Origin of the sequence: Novosphingobium sp. YAF33 (assembly GCF_052113265.1) — a bacterium.
Taxonomy (GTDB): domain Bacteria; phylum Pseudomonadota; class Alphaproteobacteria; order Sphingomonadales; family Sphingomonadaceae; genus Novosphingobium.
Map to the genome: position 1 here is coordinate 327,657 of NZ_JBFRCW010000004.1, position 20,214 is coordinate 347,870.

The 20,214-nt window shown below is 65.2% G+C and carries 16 protein-coding genes; 9 read left to right on the forward strand and 7 right to left on the reverse strand.

From position 1 onward, the window contains the following. Positions 1-3: 3 nt before the first annotated feature. Both AB4Z00_RS10770 and AB4Z00_RS10775 read right to left on the reverse strand, forming a co-directional pair. A complete protein-coding gene (locus AB4Z00_RS10770; protein ID WP_442045913.1) occupies positions 4-1,839 on the reverse strand; it encodes a diguanylate cyclase in 1,836 nt (611 codons plus the stop codon). 97 nt (positions 1,840-1,936) lie between these two features. Beyond that, the gene (locus tag AB4Z00_RS10775) at positions 1,937-2,833 is read right to left on the reverse strand and encodes a LysR family transcriptional regulator (RefSeq protein WP_132265708.1); all 897 of its coding nucleotides are present in this window, start codon (positions 2,831-2,833) and stop codon (positions 1,937-1,939) included. A 100-nt stretch (positions 2,834-2,933) separates the two neighbouring features. Between AB4Z00_RS10775 and AB4Z00_RS10780 the strand changes: the two genes are divergently transcribed. Together AB4Z00_RS10780 and AB4Z00_RS10785 are read left to right on the forward strand one after the other, a co-directional pair. After that, complete coding sequence (locus tag AB4Z00_RS10780; protein ID WP_442045914.1) at positions 2,934-3,734, forward strand: alpha/beta fold hydrolase; 801 nt, start codon at positions 2,934-2,936, stop codon at positions 3,732-3,734. A 94-nt stretch (positions 3,735-3,828) separates the two neighbouring features. After that, a complete protein-coding gene (locus AB4Z00_RS10785) occupies positions 3,829-5,103 on the forward strand; it encodes an MFS transporter (RefSeq protein ID WP_442045915.1) in 1,275 nt (424 codons plus the stop codon). A 48-nt stretch (positions 5,104-5,151) separates the two neighbouring features. On the opposite strand, the gene AB4Z00_RS10790 is transcribed toward AB4Z00_RS10785, so the two are convergent. Then, the gene (locus tag AB4Z00_RS10790) at positions 5,152-6,270 is read right to left on the reverse strand and encodes an NADH:flavin oxidoreductase (protein ID WP_314466412.1); all 1,119 of its coding nucleotides are present in this window, start codon (positions 6,268-6,270) and stop codon (positions 5,152-5,154) included. A 102-nt stretch (positions 6,271-6,372) separates the two neighbouring features. Here AB4Z00_RS10790 and AB4Z00_RS10795 point away from each other — a divergent pair, with 102 nt between their 5' ends. Further along, positions 6,373-6,735, forward strand: a complete 363-nt coding sequence (locus AB4Z00_RS10795) for a winged helix-turn-helix transcriptional regulator (RefSeq protein ID WP_132265702.1) — start codon at positions 6,373-6,375, stop codon at positions 6,733-6,735. Between the two features lie 13 nt (positions 6,736-6,748). Here the strand turns inward: AB4Z00_RS10795 and AB4Z00_RS10800 are convergent, their stop codons facing one another. Then, entirely contained in the window at positions 6,749-7,171 is a 423-nt protein-coding gene (locus AB4Z00_RS10800) for a hypothetical protein (RefSeq protein ID WP_132265701.1), read from the reverse strand. 217 nt (positions 7,172-7,388) lie between these two features. Then, on the reverse strand, positions 7,389-7,856 hold the full coding sequence (locus AB4Z00_RS10805) for an outer membrane protein (RefSeq protein ID WP_132265699.1): 468 nt from the start codon (positions 7,854-7,856) through the stop codon (positions 7,389-7,391). 401 nt (positions 7,857-8,257) lie between these two features. On the opposite strand from AB4Z00_RS10805, the gene AB4Z00_RS10810 reads away from it, so the two are divergent. Then, positions 8,258-10,522, forward strand: a complete 2,265-nt coding sequence (locus tag AB4Z00_RS10810) for an NADP-dependent malic enzyme (RefSeq protein WP_132265697.1) — start codon at positions 8,258-8,260, stop codon at positions 10,520-10,522. Between the two features lie 286 nt (positions 10,523-10,808). Here AB4Z00_RS10810 and AB4Z00_RS10815 read toward each other — a convergent pair whose 3' ends face one another. Next, positions 10,809-11,072: a hypothetical protein gene (locus tag AB4Z00_RS10815; protein WP_132265696.1), complete on the reverse strand. Its 264-nt coding sequence runs from the start codon at positions 11,070-11,072 to the stop codon at positions 10,809-10,811. A gap of 173 nt (positions 11,073-11,245) precedes the next feature. Continuing rightward, on the reverse strand, positions 11,246-11,860 hold the full coding sequence (locus AB4Z00_RS10820) for a TetR/AcrR family transcriptional regulator (protein ID WP_243654205.1): 615 nt from the start codon (positions 11,858-11,860) through the stop codon (positions 11,246-11,248). Between the two features lie 104 nt (positions 11,861-11,964). Between AB4Z00_RS10820 and AB4Z00_RS10825 the strand changes: the two genes are divergently transcribed. From AB4Z00_RS10825 to AB4Z00_RS10845, 5 genes are all read left to right on the forward strand, one after another. Then, positions 11,965-13,194 carry an efflux RND transporter periplasmic adaptor subunit gene (locus AB4Z00_RS10825; protein WP_431567567.1) on the forward strand — a complete coding sequence of 410 codons (1,230 nt, stop codon included), beginning with the start codon at positions 11,965-11,967 and terminating at the stop codon, positions 13,192-13,194. 6 nt (positions 13,195-13,200) lie between these two features. Continuing rightward, entirely contained in the window at positions 13,201-16,398 is a 3,198-nt protein-coding gene (locus AB4Z00_RS10830) for an efflux RND transporter permease subunit (protein WP_442045916.1), read from the forward strand. A 2-nt stretch (positions 16,399-16,400) separates the two neighbouring features. Next, the gene (locus tag AB4Z00_RS10835) at positions 16,401-17,888 is read left to right on the forward strand and encodes an efflux transporter outer membrane subunit (protein ID WP_208324909.1); all 1,488 of its coding nucleotides are present in this window, start codon (positions 16,401-16,403) and stop codon (positions 17,886-17,888) included. A 131-nt stretch (positions 17,889-18,019) separates the two neighbouring features. Continuing rightward, positions 18,020-18,928, forward strand: a complete 909-nt coding sequence (locus tag AB4Z00_RS10840) for a LysR family transcriptional regulator (RefSeq protein ID WP_442045917.1) — start codon at positions 18,020-18,022, stop codon at positions 18,926-18,928. A gap of 141 nt (positions 18,929-19,069) precedes the next feature. Continuing rightward, positions 19,070-20,119: an NAD(P)-dependent alcohol dehydrogenase gene (locus AB4Z00_RS10845; RefSeq protein ID WP_134095520.1), complete on the forward strand. Its 1,050-nt coding sequence runs from the start codon at positions 19,070-19,072 to the stop codon at positions 20,117-20,119. Positions 20,120-20,214: the final 95 nt, after the last annotated feature.

Consider the following 20,214-nt stretch of genomic DNA (forward strand, 5'->3'; position numbering starts at 1 on the left):
CGATCAGGCGCTGCGTCGTTCCTCGGGGTCGGCGGGAAGCGGCAGGCCCGTCCGATTGCGGCCGCCCTGCTTGGCCCGGTAGAGCGCGTCGTCGGCCTGGGTCATGATCGTGCGGCTCTCCTCGCCGCGCACGATCAGCGCAATTCCCACGCTTACGGTCGCTTCCACGGCGTTGCCGAGGGGATCGCGGATCGTCGTTTCCTCGAACCGCATGCGGATCCGCTCGCAGACCAGATGGGCCTGGTCGACGCCGAGACCGGCCAGCAATACGGCAAATTCCTCACCGCCAAGGCGGGCCACGAGATCGCCCTCGCGAACCGCGCCGCGCAGGATCGAGACGAAGCGCACCAGCACATCGTCTCCGGTGGCATGGCCGTGGCGGTCGTTGATGCGCTTGAAGTGGTCGAGATCGAACAGTGCCAGGCATCCCGCCGGGGTTTCTTCGGCAGCGGGTTCCGCAAGGGACTGGCCGAGTACGGCGAGAAGCGCCTCGTCGAAGGCGCGGCGGTTGCAGGCGCCGGTCAGGTGGTCGGTCATGGCCTGAGCGGTGAGGCTTTCCACCAGCTGCCGCCGGCGCGTTATCTCGCGGATGATGCTGACGGTGCCCGAAGTCTGCCCGTCCTCGTCGAGGATGCCGCGGATATGGCTTTCCACCCAGACGATGTCGCCGTTCTTGCAGCAGACCCGGTATTCGAGGATCGCCGTCTGGTCAGGGTCGGCCAGCGCGCGGCTGCGTGCTTCGAGGATGGTGGGCACGTCGTCCGGCAGGATGAGCTTGAACATCGAGCTTCCCACCAGTTCGGCAGGCGCATAGCCGGTGACCTGCCTGGCCGAAGGCGAGGCGTAGCGCACCGTACCGTCCGCGCTCACGCGCACGACGATGTCGCTCATGCGGTCGAGCACCGCGCGGTGCAGCGCCTCGGCGGCGTGCAGGCGGTCCACCAGGCGGCGGCGCGAGCGCAGTTCGGCAGCCAGCGGCAGGATGATAAGCACTATGGAGGCGAAGTAGATTTGCAGGACCTGCAGCTTCATGGCCATCGGACCATGAAGCAGGGTCGTCGGCCCGCGTCCTGCCAGGGAGAACGACAGGCCGATGCTCACCAGGATGACGATGGAGGAAATCGCACCGAACCGGCCCAGTCGCAGGGTGGCCGCGACCATCGGCACGAAGGGAATGATGACCAGCGGTATCATGTTCTGACCGAAGGTGATCAGCGAGGCCGCCACCACCAGCCCGAGCAGTATGGCCGCTTCGCCCACCCGCTTGCTTCCGGCTGCGGCGATCCACTGGCGGGTTTCGCCGCGCAGGGACAGAAGCACCGGCGGTGCGAAAGTCACGAAGCCGAGCGCATGGCCGGCATACCAGTCGAGCCAGGCTTTCCAATAAGGAATGCCGCTTGCGGCATGGGCGCATAGGGCGGCGCCGAAAGCTGCTGCCGCCGGGACCAGCAGTCCTGCGACGAGCAGGAACATGCCGACTTCGGGCAGCGACTGGAACCTGCCGAAACGCGGATAAAGCCGGCGCACCAGCCAGGCGGCGGAGACCGCCTCGGCAATGCAGAGCAGGGAGAGCGGCACGGCCACCAGGCCGTGGAAGCCGAAAAGCATGGAGGCGCAGAACCCGACCGGCGCGCATGTCAGCGCGATGCCCGCCCAGCGCCAGCGCGGCGTGCTGCTCAGCCTCGCGAAAAGGATCGGCCCTGCAAGCCACACGATGGCGATGCCGGCGTCGAAACGCGTCAGCTGCAGGGCGATGGCCGCGCAGACGAAATAAGTCGTGGCTGTCAGAACGGCCTCGCGCAGCGGCAGGCGAAGTCGTCTGGGGAACGAACGGGGCATCGCGCATGGCTAGTGGAATATGGTTAGCATCCTGTAAATGGGTAACTTGCCTGACCGCGGGTTTCCGCCGGGCGCCATTTCGGCCCGGCTCGGCCTCTCATCCGGGCTCGGCTTCCGAGGGGAAGCGCGCTTCCGCCACGAAGGCCGCGACGGTTGCAGCCTGCTCGTCGTTTCGCGTTGCCAGGGCCAGCGCGACTTTGGGGGCGTTGCCGGTGAGGTCGTGATAGGTCACGCCCCTGAACGAGGCGTCGCGCATGGATTCCGGCACAAGCGCCACACCCAGTTCAGCCGCGACGAGGGCCAGAACCGAAGCGACCTGCGGTGCCGACTGGCCCAGTATCGCTTCGAACCCGGCGCGGCGGCAGGCCTCCAGCGTGGCGTCGAACAAGGTGGGTCCGAGGGCGCGGGGCGTGAGGATGAAGGCGTCTTCGGCAAGCTGCTCCAGCCGGATCGGCTCGCCATGCGGCATTCGCGCCGAGGCGAGGGCGGCAATCAGCGGCTCGTCGGCCAGGTGGAAGAGGCGCAGCCCCTGCTTGTCCACGGCGTCGGGACGCAGGAAGGCTGCATCAAGCGAACCGTTCTTCAGGCCCTCCACCAGGCCGATGGAATTGTGCTCGGCCAGGCTCAGTTCGACGTCGGGGAAGCGGCGGCGATAGATGCGGATCGCCTGAGGAACGCGGGGGTTGAACGCGGCCGAGCCGGTGAAACCCACCCGAATGCGGCCGGTTTCGCCGGCGGCGGCGCGCTGGGCGGCAACGACGGCCTCTCCGACGAGACCGGGGATCTGACGCACCCCGGCTTCGAAGGCCCGCCCGGCCTCGGTCAATTCCGCGCCTTGCGGGATGCGGTGGAAAAGGGGGGTGCCCACTTCGCGTTCCAGATCCTTGATCTGATGGCTGAGCGGCGGCTGCCCGATCCCCAGGCGCTGGGCGGCGCGGGTAAAGTGGCGTTCCTCAGCCACGGCCAGGAAATACCGGATGTGCCTGAGTTCCATCTGCCGCCTTCGCCTCATACCTAAAACATATCGAAATCGCCATCATCATGAATTGGACAGATGGAGCGCACAAGCCCATTTCGGCCTCAGGAGATTTGAAATGGCTAGTTTGGCAACCGACACCGCAGAGTTCACGAGCGAGGCGCATTCCGCGCCGGGGCAGACCGTATGGAACCGCGCAAGCGCCGACCATGTGCCGGCTCTGGAGCCCGTGGTGTTCCTGCCCGGCCTGCTCTGCGACCAGTCGCTCTGGCGCCGACAGGTCCATGCGCTGGCCGATGTCGCTGCGCCGATGATCGCCGATCTTACTCTGGACGACACGATCGGCGCCATGGCCGAGCGCACCCTGGCCGCCGCGCCGCGCCGTTTCTCGCTGGCGGGTCTCTCGATGGGCGGCTACGTCGCGCTGGAGATCATGCGCCGGGCGCCCGAGCGCGTTTCGCGCCTGGCTCTCATCAATTCCAGCGCTCGCGGCGATACGCCCGAACGCAGCCGGCAGCGCAAGGCCGGCATCGAGTCCCTGCGTCGCGGCAAGTTCGTGGGCATCACGCACCGCCTGCTGGGTGATCTGGTCCATGCGGACAACACTGTCGGCCCGGTTGCCGACGAGATGCGCGGCATGGCCTCGCGCGTCGGCGGTGATGCCTTCATTCGCCAGCAGCATGCGATCATGACGCGTCCGGATTCGCTGGAAAGCCTGGAAGCCATCCGCGTTCCGACCATGATCGTGGTAGGCGAGGGCGACCGCATCACCCCGCCCGATCACGCCCGTGAGATCCATTCGCGGATCGAAGGCTCCAGCTTCCACATGATCGGCGCTTGCGGCCATATGGCGGCGCTCGAACATCCCGAGCAGGTGAACTTCCTGCTGCGGAACTGGCTCCAGCGCCAGGCAGCCTGATCGGCGGCACCCCGTTTTGAGCCGATAGGACGCGAAAAGCTCTCGGGCATTTTCGCAAATGCCGCTAACGAACTCTCCATGGGGGGAGTTCGCCATGTCCGCACCTGATCTTTCGCTGCTGGCGAAGCGGCGGTTCGCGCCGATGTTCGTCGTCCAGTTTCTGGGCGCCTTCAACGACAACCTGCTGAAATTCGCCATGCTGTTCCTGGCGAATTTCGTGATCTTCGCAGGTGAGGCCGACAAGGCGGGAATGCTGGCGGCCATCGCCAGCGGGGTGTTCATCGCGCCCTATTTCCTGTTCTCCGCCCTCGCCGGACAACTTGCCGACCGGATCGACAAGGCGCGACTTGTCCGCTGGATCAAGCTGGCCGAAATCGCGATCATGGCCGTGGGCCTGGGTGGGTTCTGGCTTCAGTCGATCCCCGTGCTGATGACGGCGCTGTTCCTGATGGGGCTTCATTCCACGCTCTTCGGACCGGTGAAGTATTCGATCCTGCCGCAGCATCTTGCCGCGCACGAGATCATGGGCGGCACCGGCCTGATCGAGGCGGGAACATTCCTGGCGATCCTTGGCGGACAGCTCCTGGCCGGCGTGATCCCGGCCCGGGAAGCGGGCCTGGCCGCCATGGGCATTGCATTTCTCGGCTACCTTGCCGCTCGCGCCATCCCGCCGGCGCCTCCGGTTCGCGGCGAGCATCCGGTCGACTGGAACCTCTGGCGCGGGACGATGGAAGTGCTGCGGACCGCGCGCACTGGCCGGGCGGTCTGGCTCTCGGTCCTGGGCATAAGCTGGTTCTTCGCGGCAGGCGCCGTACTCGTGTCGGAATTCGCGCCGCTGGTGAGTGGTACCCTGGCGGCCCGGCAGGAAGTGGCGACGGTGTTCCTGGTGATCTTTTCGGTGACGATCGCGCTGGGCTCGCTGGCGGTCAACAAGCTGCTGGGCGGCGAAGTCTCGGCGCGATATGTGCCGATCTCGGCATTGGGACTGGCGATCGGCCTGATCGACCTCTGGCTCTCCACCAGCGGTTTCATCCCCGCCGCGCAGGAGGCTTCGTTCCGTCAGTTCCTGGCAAACCCCGGCGCGCCGCGCATCCTGGCAGACCTGGTGCTGGTGGCCTTCTCGGGCGGCATTTTCATCGTGCCGCTCTACGCGATCCTGCAAATGTACAGCGCCGCAGAGGAACGCTCCCGCATCATTGCCGCCAACAACATCGTCAACGCCGCGGTGACGGTCGGGGTCGTGCTGGCGATGACGGGGCTGCTGGCAGCGGGGCTCGACGTGCCGGAATTGATCGGCGTGCTCGGTTTCGCCTCGCTGGCTGCCGCGCTGTTCGGGCTGCGCCTCGCGCGGGAGACGGCGACAGGGTGATGAGGAGCGCTGCGGGGACTAATCCCCGAAGCGCTCCCCGTCGCAGTGTCAGACGAGTTCGCCCAGAGTGGCGGCGTCGAAGCCCTTGAGCTTGCCGGATTCGCCCTTGCCGATCTTGCTGACCCAGTCCGGATCGGCGATCAGCGCGCGGCCGACGGCGATCAGGTCGAATTCGTCGCGCTCCATGCGCTCTACCAGATCGTCCAGCGCCGTGGAGGTCGAGCTTTCGCCGCCGAAGGCTGCCAGGAATTCGCCGGAAAGGCCGACCGAGCCGACGCTGATCGTGGCCGCGCCTGTGAGCTTCTTGGCCCAGCCCGCGAAGTTCAGGCCTTTTTCGCCGTCGATTTCGGCGAATTCCGGCTCCCAGAAACGGCGCTGCGAGCAGTGGAGCACGTCCACCCCGGCATCGACCAGCGGCTGCAGCCAATCGGCCATGAGATCGGGCGTCTCCGCCAGACGGGCGAGATAGTCCTGCTGCTTCCACTGGCTGAGGCGCAGGATGATGGGGTAGTCGGGCCCGACGGCCTCGCGCACGGCGGAGACGACCTCACCGGCAAAGCGCGATCGTTCGCGGATCGTGGCGCCGCCGTAGCGGTCCGCACGCTCGTTGGTGCCGGACCAGAAGAACTGGTCGATCAGGTAGCCGTGCGCGCCATGGATCTCGACCGTGTCGAAGCCGAGGCGCTTCGAAGCCGCTGCCGCGCGGGCGAAGGCGGAGACGGCATCGGCAATGTCTTCCTCGCTCATGGCCGAACCACGCGGCTGACCCGGCGCCAGCAGCCCGGAAGGGCTCTCGACCGGCACGCCCGGATCCCAGCCATCCGGCCCCACCGTGGAGCCGGTGTGCCAGATCTGCGGGCCCATCTTGCCACCGGCGGCATGGACCGCGCCGATCACGCTCTTCCAACCCTCAAGCGCTTCTTCGCCGTGGAACAGCGGAATACCGGCCATGTTGCGAGAGGCGGGGCGGTCGATCACCGTGCCTTCCGAAAGGATCAGCCCCACGCCGCCTTCAGCGCGGCGCTGATAATAAGCCGCTTGCGGAGCACCGGGAATGCCCTCTGGCGCAAATCCGCGCGTCATCGGCGCCATGACGATCCGGTTCGGCAGGTCGAGCGAACGGATGCTGAAGGGGCGGAACAGGACTTCGGTATTGGATGCCGACATGCAGGCAGGTCTCCATTGAAACAGGAAGGCCCTTAGGTATAAACTGGAAACCTAGCGTCAATGAGGCACCTTTAGTCGCCTAGGTATACTGGAGGATACCGCTTGCCCGAATGCCAGCATTTCGACATCGGCTGCCCGAGCCGGCAACTGTTCGACCAGATCGCGGACAAGTGGTCGATGATGGTGCTGACCGTGCTCGTTCCCGGGCCGATGCGTTTCAACGCCATCAAGCGGCACATGGAGGGCGTGACGCAGAAGGCGCTCACCCAGTGCCTGCGCAAGCTGGAGCGCAACGGCCTGCTTTCCCGCCGGGTGATCCCGACTTCGCCGGTCGGCGTGGAGTACGAGATCACGGCCTTGGGCCAATCGCTCCATGCACCGTTCAAGGCGCTCTATCGGTGGACTCTCGACAACCTTGACGAAGTGGAGGAATCGCGGCGCGCTTTCGACCTGCGGGCCGCATAGGGCAGGGCGGGGCTCAAAGCTTGTAGGGGTTTCCGGGAAGCAGGCGGGCAGTGAGCGGTTCGTCGAGGTCCGGCACGCTCATCTCCACGCGGTCGCCGCTGATGGAGATGCTGGCGCATTCGCTGTCCCGGTTTTCCGGGCCGCCGACATCCTTTGCGCGGCGCTCGGAAACGCAGAGCAGTCCTTCGGGGCTGATCGCCCAGCGCTGCTGCATCACCCTGTGACCCTGGCCATGCTCGCGCATGCGGGCGATGCCGCCGGGCTTGAGGAAAATGACGTGCTCGCCCGGAAGCTGGGAATCGTCTTCTTCCAGCGTGTTGCCTGCAAGCCGCTCCACGGCGGCGCGCCCGGTGAGTGCTGCGGGGTCCTCGCCATCGGTCAGGGCGGGCAGGCTCGCGGCGGCGAGGATTGCAAATCCCAATGCAATGTCCGTCATATCCGTGTTCCTGTCTGGTGATCCGAAAATCCCACCCACGCCGATTTGATATAGAAACGGAAGCGGTTGCGGAATGGGGATGGATGAAAATGACCGTCTTCGGCAGCCCGACACGGCCGTAACGCAAAAAAGGCGGCTCTCACGAGCCGCCTTTTCCTCGTCCTCGTCCGGCCTTCCCGGTGGCTGGCCGTGATGCCGGCCGGACGAAGGCGTCAGATCAGAACTTCATGCCGACGCCGACCAGGCCGACATCCGCATCCGGCGTGTTGTCGCCGACGAGCAGGTGCTTGTATTCGACCTTGCCGTAGAACTTGTCGTTCAGGTCCTGCTGCAGGCCGCCGCCCACGCCGACGGCGCTGTTGCCGTACTTGGTGAACTTCGACTGCCAGGTCGAGGCGGCATAGAGCTTGGTCGAAGGCGTGACCTTCACACCGGCGCGGCCGCCGACGCCCCACGAGACGCGGGTGTTGTCGGTCAGCACCTTGTCGGCCGAACCTTCCACGCCCACGAAGAACTTTTCGCCGAGATCGTAGTCGTAACCGGCAGCGACGCCAGCTACTGCATCGCTGTCGCTACCGTCCCAGATCACGCCGGTGCGCGCTTCCACGCGGGCCTCGTTCGCGAAAGCGGGCGAGGCGGCAGCGACGGCGGCAACCGCGGCGAGCGAAACAAGTGCAATACGCATATTCAAACTCCAGTATCTTTCTTCCCCGGCCCTCTTCCGGGCAGCCACCGAGTGGAGGCCAGGGCCTTGCACCGAAGTGAACAAGTCATTCTGATGACAGTCAGAATTCCGGCCCGTCTCGCCTTTGCGTGGCGGAAGGAGCCAGGTTTCCTGCGGGCTTCGGCTTGTTATGCGTGGCCCAGGGGGTGCCGCGAACGGTCAAAAATGCTCTGTGGATAAAATCGGCAAAACCGCGGGATAGCGAGTGGATGGGGCGGTAAAACCCCCGTGCACGCGGCACATCTTCGCGAAGACCGGGCTGCCGCGCCGTCCATTGTATAAGGATGCTTCTGGAAGGAGAGGAAAAGATGCTGGTCCGGAAGGCATAGGCAAGCGCGAATCCTTTGCCTATGAGGGCCGCCATGGACGACAATCTCCGCCGCGCCGCCCTCGACTACCACCTCCATCCGCAGCCGGGTAAGCTCCGTATCGAGCCGACCAAGCGCATGGTAAACCAGCGCGACCTGGCGCTGGCCTATTCGCCGGGGGTCGCCGCACCCTGCGTCGAGATCGCTGCCGATCCCGACAAGGCGATGGACTATACCGCGCGCGGCAATCTGGTGGCCGTGATCTCCAACGGCACCGCAGTGCTCGGCCTGGGCGCAATCGGTGCGCTGGCCTCGAAGCCGGTGATGGAGGGCAAGGCCGTTCTCTTCAAGAAATTCGCCGACATCGACGTGTTCGACCTGGAAGTGGACACCACCGATCCGGACAAGTTCGTCGAAGCGGTGGCCCTGCTGGAACCGACTTTCGGCGGTATCAACCTCGAAGACATCAAGGCTCCCGAATGCTTCGCCATCGAGGCGCGGCTCAAGGAACGCATGAACATCCCGGTGTTCCATGACGACCAGCACGGCACGGCCATCGTCGTCGCCGCCGCGGTCCGCAATGCGCTGGTGCTTCAGGGCAAGACCCTGGCTGAAGCCAAGCTGGTCACCTCGGGCGCGGGCGCGGCAGCGCTGGCCTGCGTCGACCTACTGGTTTCGATGGGCCTCCAGATCGAGAACGTGACGCTGACCGACAAGGACGGCGTCATCCACTCGGGCCGCGAGGGCATGTTGCCGAACATGGCGCGTTACGCGCGTGAGACCAATGCGCGGTCGCTGCCGGAAGTGCTGCCCGGCGCGAACCTCTTCCTCGGCCTTTCGGCGCCGGGCGTGCTCAAGCCGGAATGGCTGCCGCTGATGGCGCCAAACCCCCTGATCTTCGCGCTCGCCAATCCCGAGCCCGAAATCCGCCCCGAAATCGCCCGCGAAGTTCGCCCGGATGCGATCATCGCCACCGGCCGCTCGGACTATCCGAACCAGGTCAACAACGTCCTGTGCTTCCCCTACATCTTCCGCGGCGCGCTGGACGTAGGCGCGACGGCGATCAACGAAGAGATGAAGGCGGCTGCGGCAGAGGCTATCGCCGCACTCGCCCGCTTGCCCGCGCATGACAGCGTCGCCCAGGCCTACGGCGGTCGCAAACTGGTGTTCGGCCCCGAATATATCATCCCGACGCCCTTCGATCCGCGCCTGATCGGCGAGATCGCGGTAGCTGTGGCCCGGGCGGCCATGGCCAGCGGCGTCGCCCGCAAGACCATCGACCTCGACGAATACAAGCGCAAGCTGACGCGCCAGAACACGCGTTCCGGACAGCTCATGCTTCCGGTGTTCCAGGCGGCGCGCGGCTCCGGCCGCCGCATCGTCTACGGCGAAGGCGAAGACGAGCGCGTGCTGCGCGCCATCCAGGACGTGCTCGACGAAGAAATCGCGCGTCCCACCATCGTCGCCCGCCGCCGCGTCCTGGAAGAAAAGCTGCCCGGCCTCGGCCTCGGCTTCCAGCTCGACCGCGACGTGGAAGTGATCGACCCCGAGACCGACCATGAGATCATGGGCGAACTCGTCGAGGCTTATCGCGCGGTGGCTTCGCGCAAGGGCGTGCCATCCGACGAGATCCCGCGCCATGTCTATCGCCGCCCGACACTGACCGCGGCGCTTCTGCTGCGCACCGGCCGGGTCGATGCGGCGCTGGTCGGTGGGCGCTCCGAATATTGGGGCCAGATCGAGCACGTCCTGCGCGTGATCGACCGCGAGCCGGGCAGCAGCCGCGTCTACGCGCTTTCGGGTCTGATCCTGGATGCCGGCGCGCTGTTCATCACCGACACGCACATGGTGCCGGATCCCACACCGGAGCAGATCGCCGAAATGGCGCAGCTCGGCGCCACCCAGCTCAAGCACTTCGGCCTGCGTCCTCGCGTCGCGTTGCTCTCGCACTCCAATTTCGGCGCTTCGCATAGCCCGAGTGCGCGCAAGATGCGCGCCGCCCTGGACATCGTGAAGGCCGCAGCACCGGATCTGAAGATCGACGGTGAAATGCATGCCGATGCCGCGCTCAGCCAGGCCCTTCGCGATCGCCTGGTGCCGGACGCCCGGTTCGAGGGACCTGCGAACCTGCTGGTGATGCCAAACCTCGATGCGGCGAACATCACTCTGACGGCGCTCTCGGCTTCGTCCAGTTCGCCTACTGTCGGCCCGATGCTGATGGGCCTTTCCCAGCCCATCCACGTCCTGACGCCGGGCGTCACCGCGCGCGGCATCCTCAATCTCACGGCTATCGCAGCCGCTCAACTCGAGCAGGTCTGAACCTCATACCTGCGGATGCGGCGCTTGAAGGCGCTGTGTCCGCAGGAAACTGATCCCGATCGGAACCACTCGGCCGAAGTTCGATGACGTTCTGGACGATGATCGAAGAATCGGGTCTGAGGAGCGCATCGATTCTTGGCTCCTGCTGAGCCAGATGATTTGCGTAAGGCGCAACTAAGGGCGCTCAAGGCCTCGGCAAAGACTGCAACCTGAGTTGCATCTTTCACATCAGCCTTGGCTTATCACCTTCGCATCCGACGCCAAACGCGATCGAAGATCGCGTGCGTCAGTTGACCCGATGCCGGTGCTTGCCGCCGAACTTCTTTCCGCAGAACTGTTCAAGCTGGCGCATTTCCGTGGCGGCCGCCGTTGCCAGCGCACTGGCGCAGGGCAGGTGGCTCTCGGCATCGGCGATCCGCGCTTCAACTTTGTCGCGCAGCTCTTCGATATCGGCACGGGTGAGGACATTCTTTTCACGCAAATAGCAGATCAGGCTCTGCAACAGGATCATTGCCTTCTCGCCTGAGTCCACCTCGTTCTTCTCGATCATTATCGGCATCCTCCGCGCGACTTTTCTGGAGGGTCGCGTCTCGTTGGAGGATGATACGATTCGAACGGCCTGTCCAGTCATCATGACAGGTTTGCGCAATGACCGGTCTTGAAACCGACCATCTTGCGAAACAAACGCAATATCACTTGCCTGCCGGGATTAATGTCGGTCCCTCAATCGTTTAAGGCGGCCAGCTCCTTGCGGAGCACCGAAACGATGTGATCCCGCACCGGCGCATGCTTCTTGTCGGGCGACAGTTCCATCATCGCCATCATCCCCCACGAGAGCAGGAAGATGAGATCCACGACCAGCGACCGGCGCTCTCGGGAAACGCCGGGCAAGAGGGATTCAAGCGCTTCGTCCAGCCGCAGCCGCACGCGGTCGTCGGTTTTCTGGTTTATGGCGGCAATGATGGGGTTACGACCGACTTCTGCCAAGAGTTCTGCCATCAGCCGGCGGTCTTCCAGGGTCGGCTCGTCCAGGCAGAAACGCTCGATCCAGGCGCGGATTGCCGCCGTATCGCGGGCTGCCACCGCGGCTTCCAGCTTGTCTTCCTCCAGCCAGGCGAGAAGGTTGATCTCGCAGATGGCAGCGATGATCGCCTCCTTGTTCTCGAAGTCCCGGTAGATCTGGCCGACCTTGATCCCGGAGGCGAGGGCGATCTGCGCCATGCCGGTGCGATGGAACCCTTGCTCGACAAAGAGCTTTCTGGCCGTGTCCAGAAGATGCTCGCGGCGGGCGACCGAACGCGCCGCTCGCGAGCGATCCATAATTGTGTCATCTTTCACTGCATCCTCCTCACCTTGCAATCGTTCTAGCGACCCAATACACATCGCGCGAATCAATGAGTGAACATTCACTCACGTTTTAACTCTCATTGCGGGCTTGCTCCATGAAAAAGATCACCCCGGCTCTTGCCTTGCTTCTGACCGCGTGCGGCGGCGGTGGAGAGCAGCCGGCTCCTGCCGGTCCCCCGGAGGTCGGAGTCGTGACTGTGAAGGAGGGCGCGGTGACGCTCAGCTCCGAGCTTCCGGGCCGTACCACGGCCTACGAATCCGCAGACGTCCGCCCGCAGGTCAACGGCCTGATCCTCCAGCGCCTGTTCCAGGAAGGCGACATGGTGCGCGCCGGTCAGCCGCTCTATCGCATCGATCCGGCGCCTTACGAGGCCCAGGCCGCCAGCGCGCGCGCCGCGCTCGTCCGCGCCCGTGCCAATATCGCCAACACTGCTGCGCTGGCCCGCCGCTACGGCGAACTGGTCAAGATCAACGCGATCTCGCGGCAGGAGGCGGAGAACGCATCCGCCAGTGCCGCGCAGGCGAGGGCGGACGTGGCCGCGCAGGAAGCGGCGCTGCGCAGCGCTCAGATCGATCTCGGCCGCACGACCATTCGCGCACCGATCTCGGGCCGCATCGGCCGCTCGACCTTCACGACCGGAGCGCTCGTCACCGCCTCGCAGGCCGACGCGCTGACCACCATCCAGCGCCTCGATCCGATCTTCGTCGACATCCAGCAGTCCAGCGCCGACGTGCTGCGCCTGCGCCAGCAGCTGCTTTCGGGCGACCTTTCGCAGAGCGGCGGCGCCGCTCGCGTGCGCCTGAAGCTGGAAGACGGCAGCGACTATTCCGAAGAGGGCACGCTGAAGTTCACCGATGTGACGGTCGATCCCTCGACCGGCAGCCAGGTGGTGCGCGTGCAGTTCGGTAATCCGCGCGGCCTGCTGCTGCCGGGCATGTATGTCCGGGCCGAGCTGGTCGAAGGCACCCGGAGCAACGGCATTCTGGTCCCTCAATCGGCAGTCAGCCGCGATGAGAAGGGCAATCCGACGACGCTCGTGGTCGGCGCCGGCAACAAGCTGGAGATGCGCAAGCTCACCGCGCCGCGGACCGTCGGCAGCAGCTGGCTGGTGACATCGGGGCTGAAGGCGGGCGACAAGGTGGTTCTCGACGGTGCGCAGATGCTGCGTCCCGGCGCCGCCGTGAAGCCGGTGGCCGCGCAGGCCGCCAAGCCCGCAGGCGCGGCACCTGCCGCACAAGGCCAGGGTGCCGGTCAGCCGCAGGCTGGCCAAAATCAGGCCGGCGAAACTCAGACTGGCCAAACTCAGGCCGGACAGGGTCAGTAACCGATCATGGCACGCTACTTTATCGACCGACCCATCTTCGCATGGGTCATCGCCATCGTGCTGATGATGTTCGGCGCACTGGCCATCCGCAGCCTGCCGATCTCGCAGTTCCCGGAGATCGCGCCGCCCACCGTCACCATCAGCGCCACATATCCCGGCGCCGACGCGGAAACGCTGGAACGCACGACCACCCAGATCATCGAGCAGCAACTCAAGGGTATCGACCAGCTCCGCTACTTCTCGGCGCAGTCGTCCTCGGCCGGCAATGTCACCATCACCCTGACTTTCGAGCAGGGCACCGATCCCGACATCGCCCAGGTTCAGGTCCAGAACAAGCTGCAGGCGGCCACCGCACTGCTGCCGCAGGAAGTCCAGCGCCAGGGCGTCACCGTCGCCAAGTCGGCGGCGAGCTTCCTGCTGGTTGCGGCGATCTATTCGCAGGACGGCAGCCATAGCGCCAACGACCTGTCGGACTACATCGTCAGCCAGGTGCAGGATCCGGTCAGCCGCATCAACGGCGTGGGCGAACTGCAGATCTTCGGCACCCAATATGCCATGCGCATATGGGTCGATCCGCTGAAGCTGCGCAGCTACAACCTGACCATCGCCGATGTCAGCACGGCCGTTCAGGCGCAGAACGCGCAGGTTTCCGCCGGTCAGATCGGTCAGCTTCCCGCTTCGAAGGAGCAGGAACTCAACGCCACCGTTTCCGTCCAGTCCCGCCTTCAGACGCCCGAGCAGTTCGGCAACATCCGTCTTCGCCAGGGCCAGAACGGCTCGGTCGTGCGCCTGCGCGACGTCGCCCGGGTGGAACTCGGCGCCGAAATCTACGGCTTCGACACGCAATACAACGGCAAGCCGGCATCGGGCTTCGGCGTCAGGCTGGCATCGGGCGCCAATGCGCTCGACACCGTCGACCTGGTGAAGGCCGAAGTCGAACGCATCGCCAAGAACTTCCCGCAGGACGTGAAGGTCGTCTATCCTTACGACTCCACGCCGTTCGTCCGCCTCTCCGTCGAGCAGGTGGTCCACACCCTGTTCGAAGCCGTCGTGCTCGTCTTCCTCGTCATGTTCCTGTTCCTGCAGAACTGGCGCGCGACGATCATTCCCACGATCGCGGTTCCCGTGGTCCTGCTCGGCACCTTCGGGGTCATGCAGGCGCTGGGCTACTCCATCAACACGCTCACCCTGTTCGGCATGGTGCTGGCGATCGGCCTGCTGGTCGATGACGCCATCGTCGTGGTCGAGAACGTCGAACGATTGATCCAGACGGAGCACCTGACACCGAAGGAAGCGGCGCGAAAATCGATGGACGAGATCAGCGGCGCGCTGATCGGCATCGGCATGGTGCTTTCGGCGGTTTTCCTGCCGATGGCCTTCTTCGGCGGCTCCACCGGCGTCATCTACCGCCAGTTCTCGATCACGATCGTTTCGTCGATGGCGCTTTCGGTCATGGTCGCACTGATCCTCACCCCCGCGCTCTGCGCCACCATCCTCAAGCCGCACGATCCCACGAAGAACGAGGGCAACGGACTGCTCTCGCGCTTCTTCCGCTGGTTCAACGACAAGTTCGACCGCGGCACGGAGAAGTACGAGAAGGGCGTCCGCTCTTCGGCACGCAGCTGGAAGCGTTCCGGCCTCGTCTACCTGCTGATCGTGGTCGCCATGGGCCTGATCTTCTGGCGCCTGCCGAGCGGCTTCCTTCCCGAGGAAGACCAGGGCACGATGTTCGCGCTGGTCCAGGCGCCTCCGGGTGCCACCCTGCCGCGTACCCAGCGCGGCCTGGACGTGGTGCGCGACCACTTCCTCAAGGACGAGAAGGCCAACGTCGAATCCGTCTTCACCATCAGCGGCTTCTCGTTCAACGGCCAGGGCCAGAACGCGGGCATGGCCTTCGTGAAGCTGAAGGACTGGAAAGACCGCAGCGGTGCCGACAACCGTGCTCCGGCCATCGTCGGCCGGGCCATGGGCGCCTTCTCGAAGTACCGGGATGCCATGATCTTCGCGCTGGTTCCGCCGGCGGTGCAGGAACTCGGCAATGCAACCGGCTTCGACATGTGGCTGGTCGACCAGAACAACATCGGCCATGACAAGCTGATCGCGGCGCGCAACCAGCTTCTGGGCCTTGCCGCTCAGGACAAGCGCGTGGCGCAGGTTCGCCCGGTCAGCCTCGACGACGCCCCGCAGCTCGACGTCAACATCGATCAGGACAGGGCGGGTGCGCTCGGCCTCGATCTGAGCGCGGTGAACAGCGAAATCTCGACCGCGTGGGGCGGCGCCTATGTGAACGACTTCCTCGACCGCGGCCGCACCAAGCGCGTCTACCTCCAGGCGGACGAGCAGTATCGCTCCTCGCCCGAGGCGATCGAAAACTTCTACGTTCGCAGCAGTGACGGCCAGATGGCACCCTTCGGTTCCTTCTCCAACCTGTCGTGGAAGACGGCTCCGGTCATCCTCACCCGCTATAACGGCCGGCCCGCCGTGCAGCTGCAGGGTGCACCGGGCGAGGGCGTCAGCACCGGCGCCGCGATGGAGGCCATCACCGAAATCCAGCAGAAGCTGCCCGCGGGCACTTCGCTGGAATGGACCGGACTGTCCTACGAGGAACGCCTGTCCGGCGGTCAGGCACCCTCGCTCTATGCGCTGTCGCTCTTCGTGGTCTTCCTCTGCCTCGCGGCCCTCTATGAAAGCTGGTCGGTTCCGATCGCCGTACTTCTGGTGGTTCCGCTCGGCGTCATCGGTGCCGTTCTTGCCGCCAAGCTTACCGGCCTCAACAACGACATCTACCTCCAGGTCGGCCTGATCACCACGATCGGCGTCTCCGCGAAGAACGCGATCCTCATCGTCGAATTCGCCGAGGAACGCGTGCAATCCGGCATGAATTCCTTCAGCGCAGCCATCGAGGCGGCAAGGCTTCGCCTTCGCCCGATCCTCATGACCTCGCTGGCCTTCGTGTTCGGCGTGCTGCCACTGGCGGTTTCGACAGGTGCAGGCGCGGGCGGCCAGAACGCCATCGGCCGTGCGGTCGTCGGCGGCATGCTTTCGGCCACGATCCTCGCGATCTTCCTGGTGCCGATGTTCTTCGTGGTCGTCAGCCGCCTGTTCAAGCACGGGCAGACCGACCGCCACGAGGAAACCGAGGCCCATGTCGAGACCGAAGCCGGTCCCCGCTCCTCCGACGGCACCGAGCCGCAGGGAATCTGAACATGAAAAAGTCCCTTATCGCCCTGATCGCCGGCACCACGATGCTGGCAGGGTGCAATCTGGCGCCGCGATATGAGCGGCCCGTGGGTGCGGTTCCGGTGGCGCTGCCGCAAGGCGGTGTCTATCCGGTCGCCCCGACCGACGCCCTCGACGTGACCCGTATCGGGTGGCGCGATTTCTTCCTCGATGACCGGCTGCGGCAGGTCATCGAGACCGGGCTTGCCAACAACCGCGACTTGCGGATCGCCGCCGCCAACGTGCTCCAGGCCCGCGCGCAATTGAAGGTCCAGCGTTCCTCGCTGTTTCCGACCGTGAATGCGGGCGGCACCGCGACGTATACCAACAATATCGCGGGCGCCGTCGGCGGCGGCACCGGCGCGGGTGTCGTCGGGGCTCAGGACGTGGAGATCTATTCGGCGACCGCCGGGATTTCCGCGTTCGAACTCGATCTCTTCGGCCGGATCCGCAACCTGAGCAAGGCCGCGCAGGAGCAGTTCTTCGCCAGCGAGGAAGCGCAGCGGTCCACCCGCATCAGCCTGATCTCGGAAATCGCCACCGCCTGGCTGACCATGGCCTCGGACAACGAGCAGCTGCGCCTCTCGCGCGAGACGCTCAAGACTTTCGAGGAAACGCTTCGCCTGACCCGCGAGCAGTTCCGCATCGGTGTCGGGTCCGAGCTCGAAGTGCGGCAGGCCGATACCAACTATCAGGGCGCGGTGAACGACATTGCCGCGCTGGAAGCCAGCGTGGCGCTCGATCAGAATGCGCTGAACCTTCTGGTCGGCACCACGGTGCCGCAGGAGCAGTTGCCGACGGGGCTCTCGTCGACCCCGGTGACGCGTGATGCGCTGCCGGCGGATGTCTCGTCCGATGTCCTGCTGCGCCGCCCGGATGTGCTTCGGGCCGAGCATCTGCTCATCGCGGAAAACGCCAATATCGGCGCCGCCCGCGCGGCGTTCTTCCCGACGATCTCGCTCACCGGTACCATCGGCACGATCAGCACGGCGCTTTCGGGCCTCTTCAAGAGCGGCACTTTCACTTATACCGCCTCTCCGGGAGCGACCCTGCCGCTGTTCGACGGTGGCCAGCGGGCGGGCAACCTGGCTTATGCCAAGGCTTCGCAAGTGGCGGCCGTCGCCACTTACGAAAAGTCCATCCAGACGGCGTTCCGCGAAGTGGCGGACGCCCTGGCGCAGCGCGGCAAGATCGGCGACCAGGTCCGCGCCCAGTCGAGCCGCGCCGAATCCGCCCAGGTTGCCGCGCGCCTTTCCGACGCGCGCTTCAAGGCCGGGGTGGACTCGTTCCTGACTTCGCTCGACGCCCAGCGCACCGCCTACGCGGCGGAACAGCAGTTGGTCGGCACGCGCCTGACCCAAGCCAGCAACCTGGTGGAACTCTACCGCTCGCTGGGCGGCGGCCTCGCTGACGAACAGCAGGCGGCAGGACAACGATCGGGCGGAGCAGGGGCCTCCGCCACGCCGCAGAACTGAAACCCTGCAGGGGTCCGGCCGGTCTCGATGGCCTCGAAACCGGCCGGACTGCCCTAGCGAGGTGAATTTCTCTCAACTTCCCTGCACGGCAGGGCTGGACATGGCGGCAGGCTCGACCAAGAACGGTCGGCATGAAATTCAGCCGTTCCGATCTCGCGGACTTCGCCTACTTCCTGGCGATTGCGCGTAACCGCAGTTTTCGCCGTGCCAGCCTGGAACTGGGCATCAGCGCCTCCGCGCTCAGCCATGCGCTCAAGGGCCTGGAGGATCGCCACGGCGTGCGTTTGCTCAACCGCACCAACCGCAGTGTAACCCTCACCGCCGCGGGCGAAGCCTTTCGCGATGCGATTTCCGAACATTTCGATGCCATCGACAATGCCGCCGAAGTCCTCAACCGCTTCAGGGATGCACCGGCCGGGCGCATCCGTCTCAATGTGCCCGAAGATGCAGCCGAACTCCTGTTGGCGCCGGTCCTGCCCACGTTCATCGACCGTTATCCCGACATCGAGATCGACCTGTCGATAGACAACCGCATGGTCGACGTCATCGAACAGGGTTTCGACGCGGGCATCCGCTATGGCGGCACGGTGCCCGAGGACATGATCGTCCAGAGGCTGTCGCCTGCGATGCGCTGGGTCGTGGCAGGATCGCCGGCCTATTTCGAGCGCTTCGGCGTGCCGGAAGTGCCGCAGGACCTGGAACGTCACCGCTGCATGAGGATCAGGCTCGGCAACGACCGCATCTACAACTGGGAGTTCGAACGCGGCGAAGAGGCCTGCGTCATTGCCGCGCCCGGTCCGGTGACGATCGGCAATTCGCGGATCGGCATGCAGATGGCGCTCAGCGGCGCGGCGCTCGTCTATTCGGCGGAACCGTCGATCGCCGCCGAGGTGGCTGCCGGCCGGCTTCGGGTCGTTCTGGAGGAATGGGGCTCGATGGGCGAGGCCTTCCACATCTACTATTCCAGTCGGCGGCAGGTGCCTTCGGGACTTCGCCTGCTGATCGACCTGATCCGGGAGATACGCCCGATGGGGCTCTAGGGCGTCCCGAGGCGATCAAGCTGAATTTCATTCATCGCTGCGTTCGACGCGCGCGGGGATGATATGCATTCGTTTGCGCACTAATTGGGAGCTGGTGGCGGACCGTCACCACATTCTCTCAGCATCAAGGATTCAGCAACGATGACGAAAGCTTTCGGAGCCGTCACCGAAAAGACGCCGCTCGTGGCGCTCGATATCGAGCGCCGCGCGCCCGGCGCGCACGACGTCGCAATCGACATCGCCTATTGCGGCGTTTGCCATTCCGACCTTCACCAGGCCCGCGGCGAGTGGGCAGGGACCCTCTATCCCTGCGTACCGGGCCACGAGATCGTCGGCACGGTCAGCGCCGTCGGCAGCGAAGTCTCTGCCTTTGCCGTCGGCGACACGGTCGGCGTCGGCTGCATGGTCGACAGCTGCCAGCATTGCTCGGCGTGCGACGAAGGCCTGGAGCAATATTGCGACAATGGCTTCGTCGGCACTTACAACGGCCAGACTGCGGATGCGCCGGGTCACACGCTCGGCGGTTACTCGCAGAACATCGTGGTCAGCGACAAGTTCGTCCTGAAGATCAACCACCCGGCTGAACAGCTCGCCGCCGTGGCGCCGCTGCTCTGCGCCGGCATCACCACCTGGTCGCCGCTGCGTCACTGGAATGCCGGACCGGGCAAGAAGGTCGGCATCGTCGGCATCGGCGGCCTTGGCCACATGGGCGTCAAGCTCGCCCATGCTCTCGGCGCGCACGTGGTTGCCTTCACGACTTCGGAAAGCAAGCGCGACGCGGCGCTGGAGCTGGGCGCCGATGAGGTCGTCGTCTCGCGCAATCCCGACGAGATGGCAGCCCATGCCAACAGCTTCGATCTGATCCTGAACACGGTCGCCGCCAGCCACGATCTCGATGCCTTCACGGCCTTGCTGAAGCGCGACGGCACGATGACCCTGGTCGGCGTGCCCGAGCATCCGCATCCGTCGCCGAACGTCGGCGCGCTGATCTTCCGCCGCCGCACCATCGCCGGTTCGCTGATCGGCGGTATCGCCGAAACGCAGGAGATGCTCGATTTCTGCGCGGAAAAGGGTGTAGTTTCCGATATCGAGATGATCGACATCAAGGATATCAACGAGGCCTACGACCGCATGCAGCGCAGCGACGTGAAGTATCGCTTCGTGATCGACAACGCGACGCTGGCGAACTGACGTTTGCCGAATGGCCCTGGAGCTTCGGCTTCAGGGCCATCCCGTAGCGCCACATGGGAGCCGCACGGGAGGGGCCATGAAAGCGCCGTGAAAAC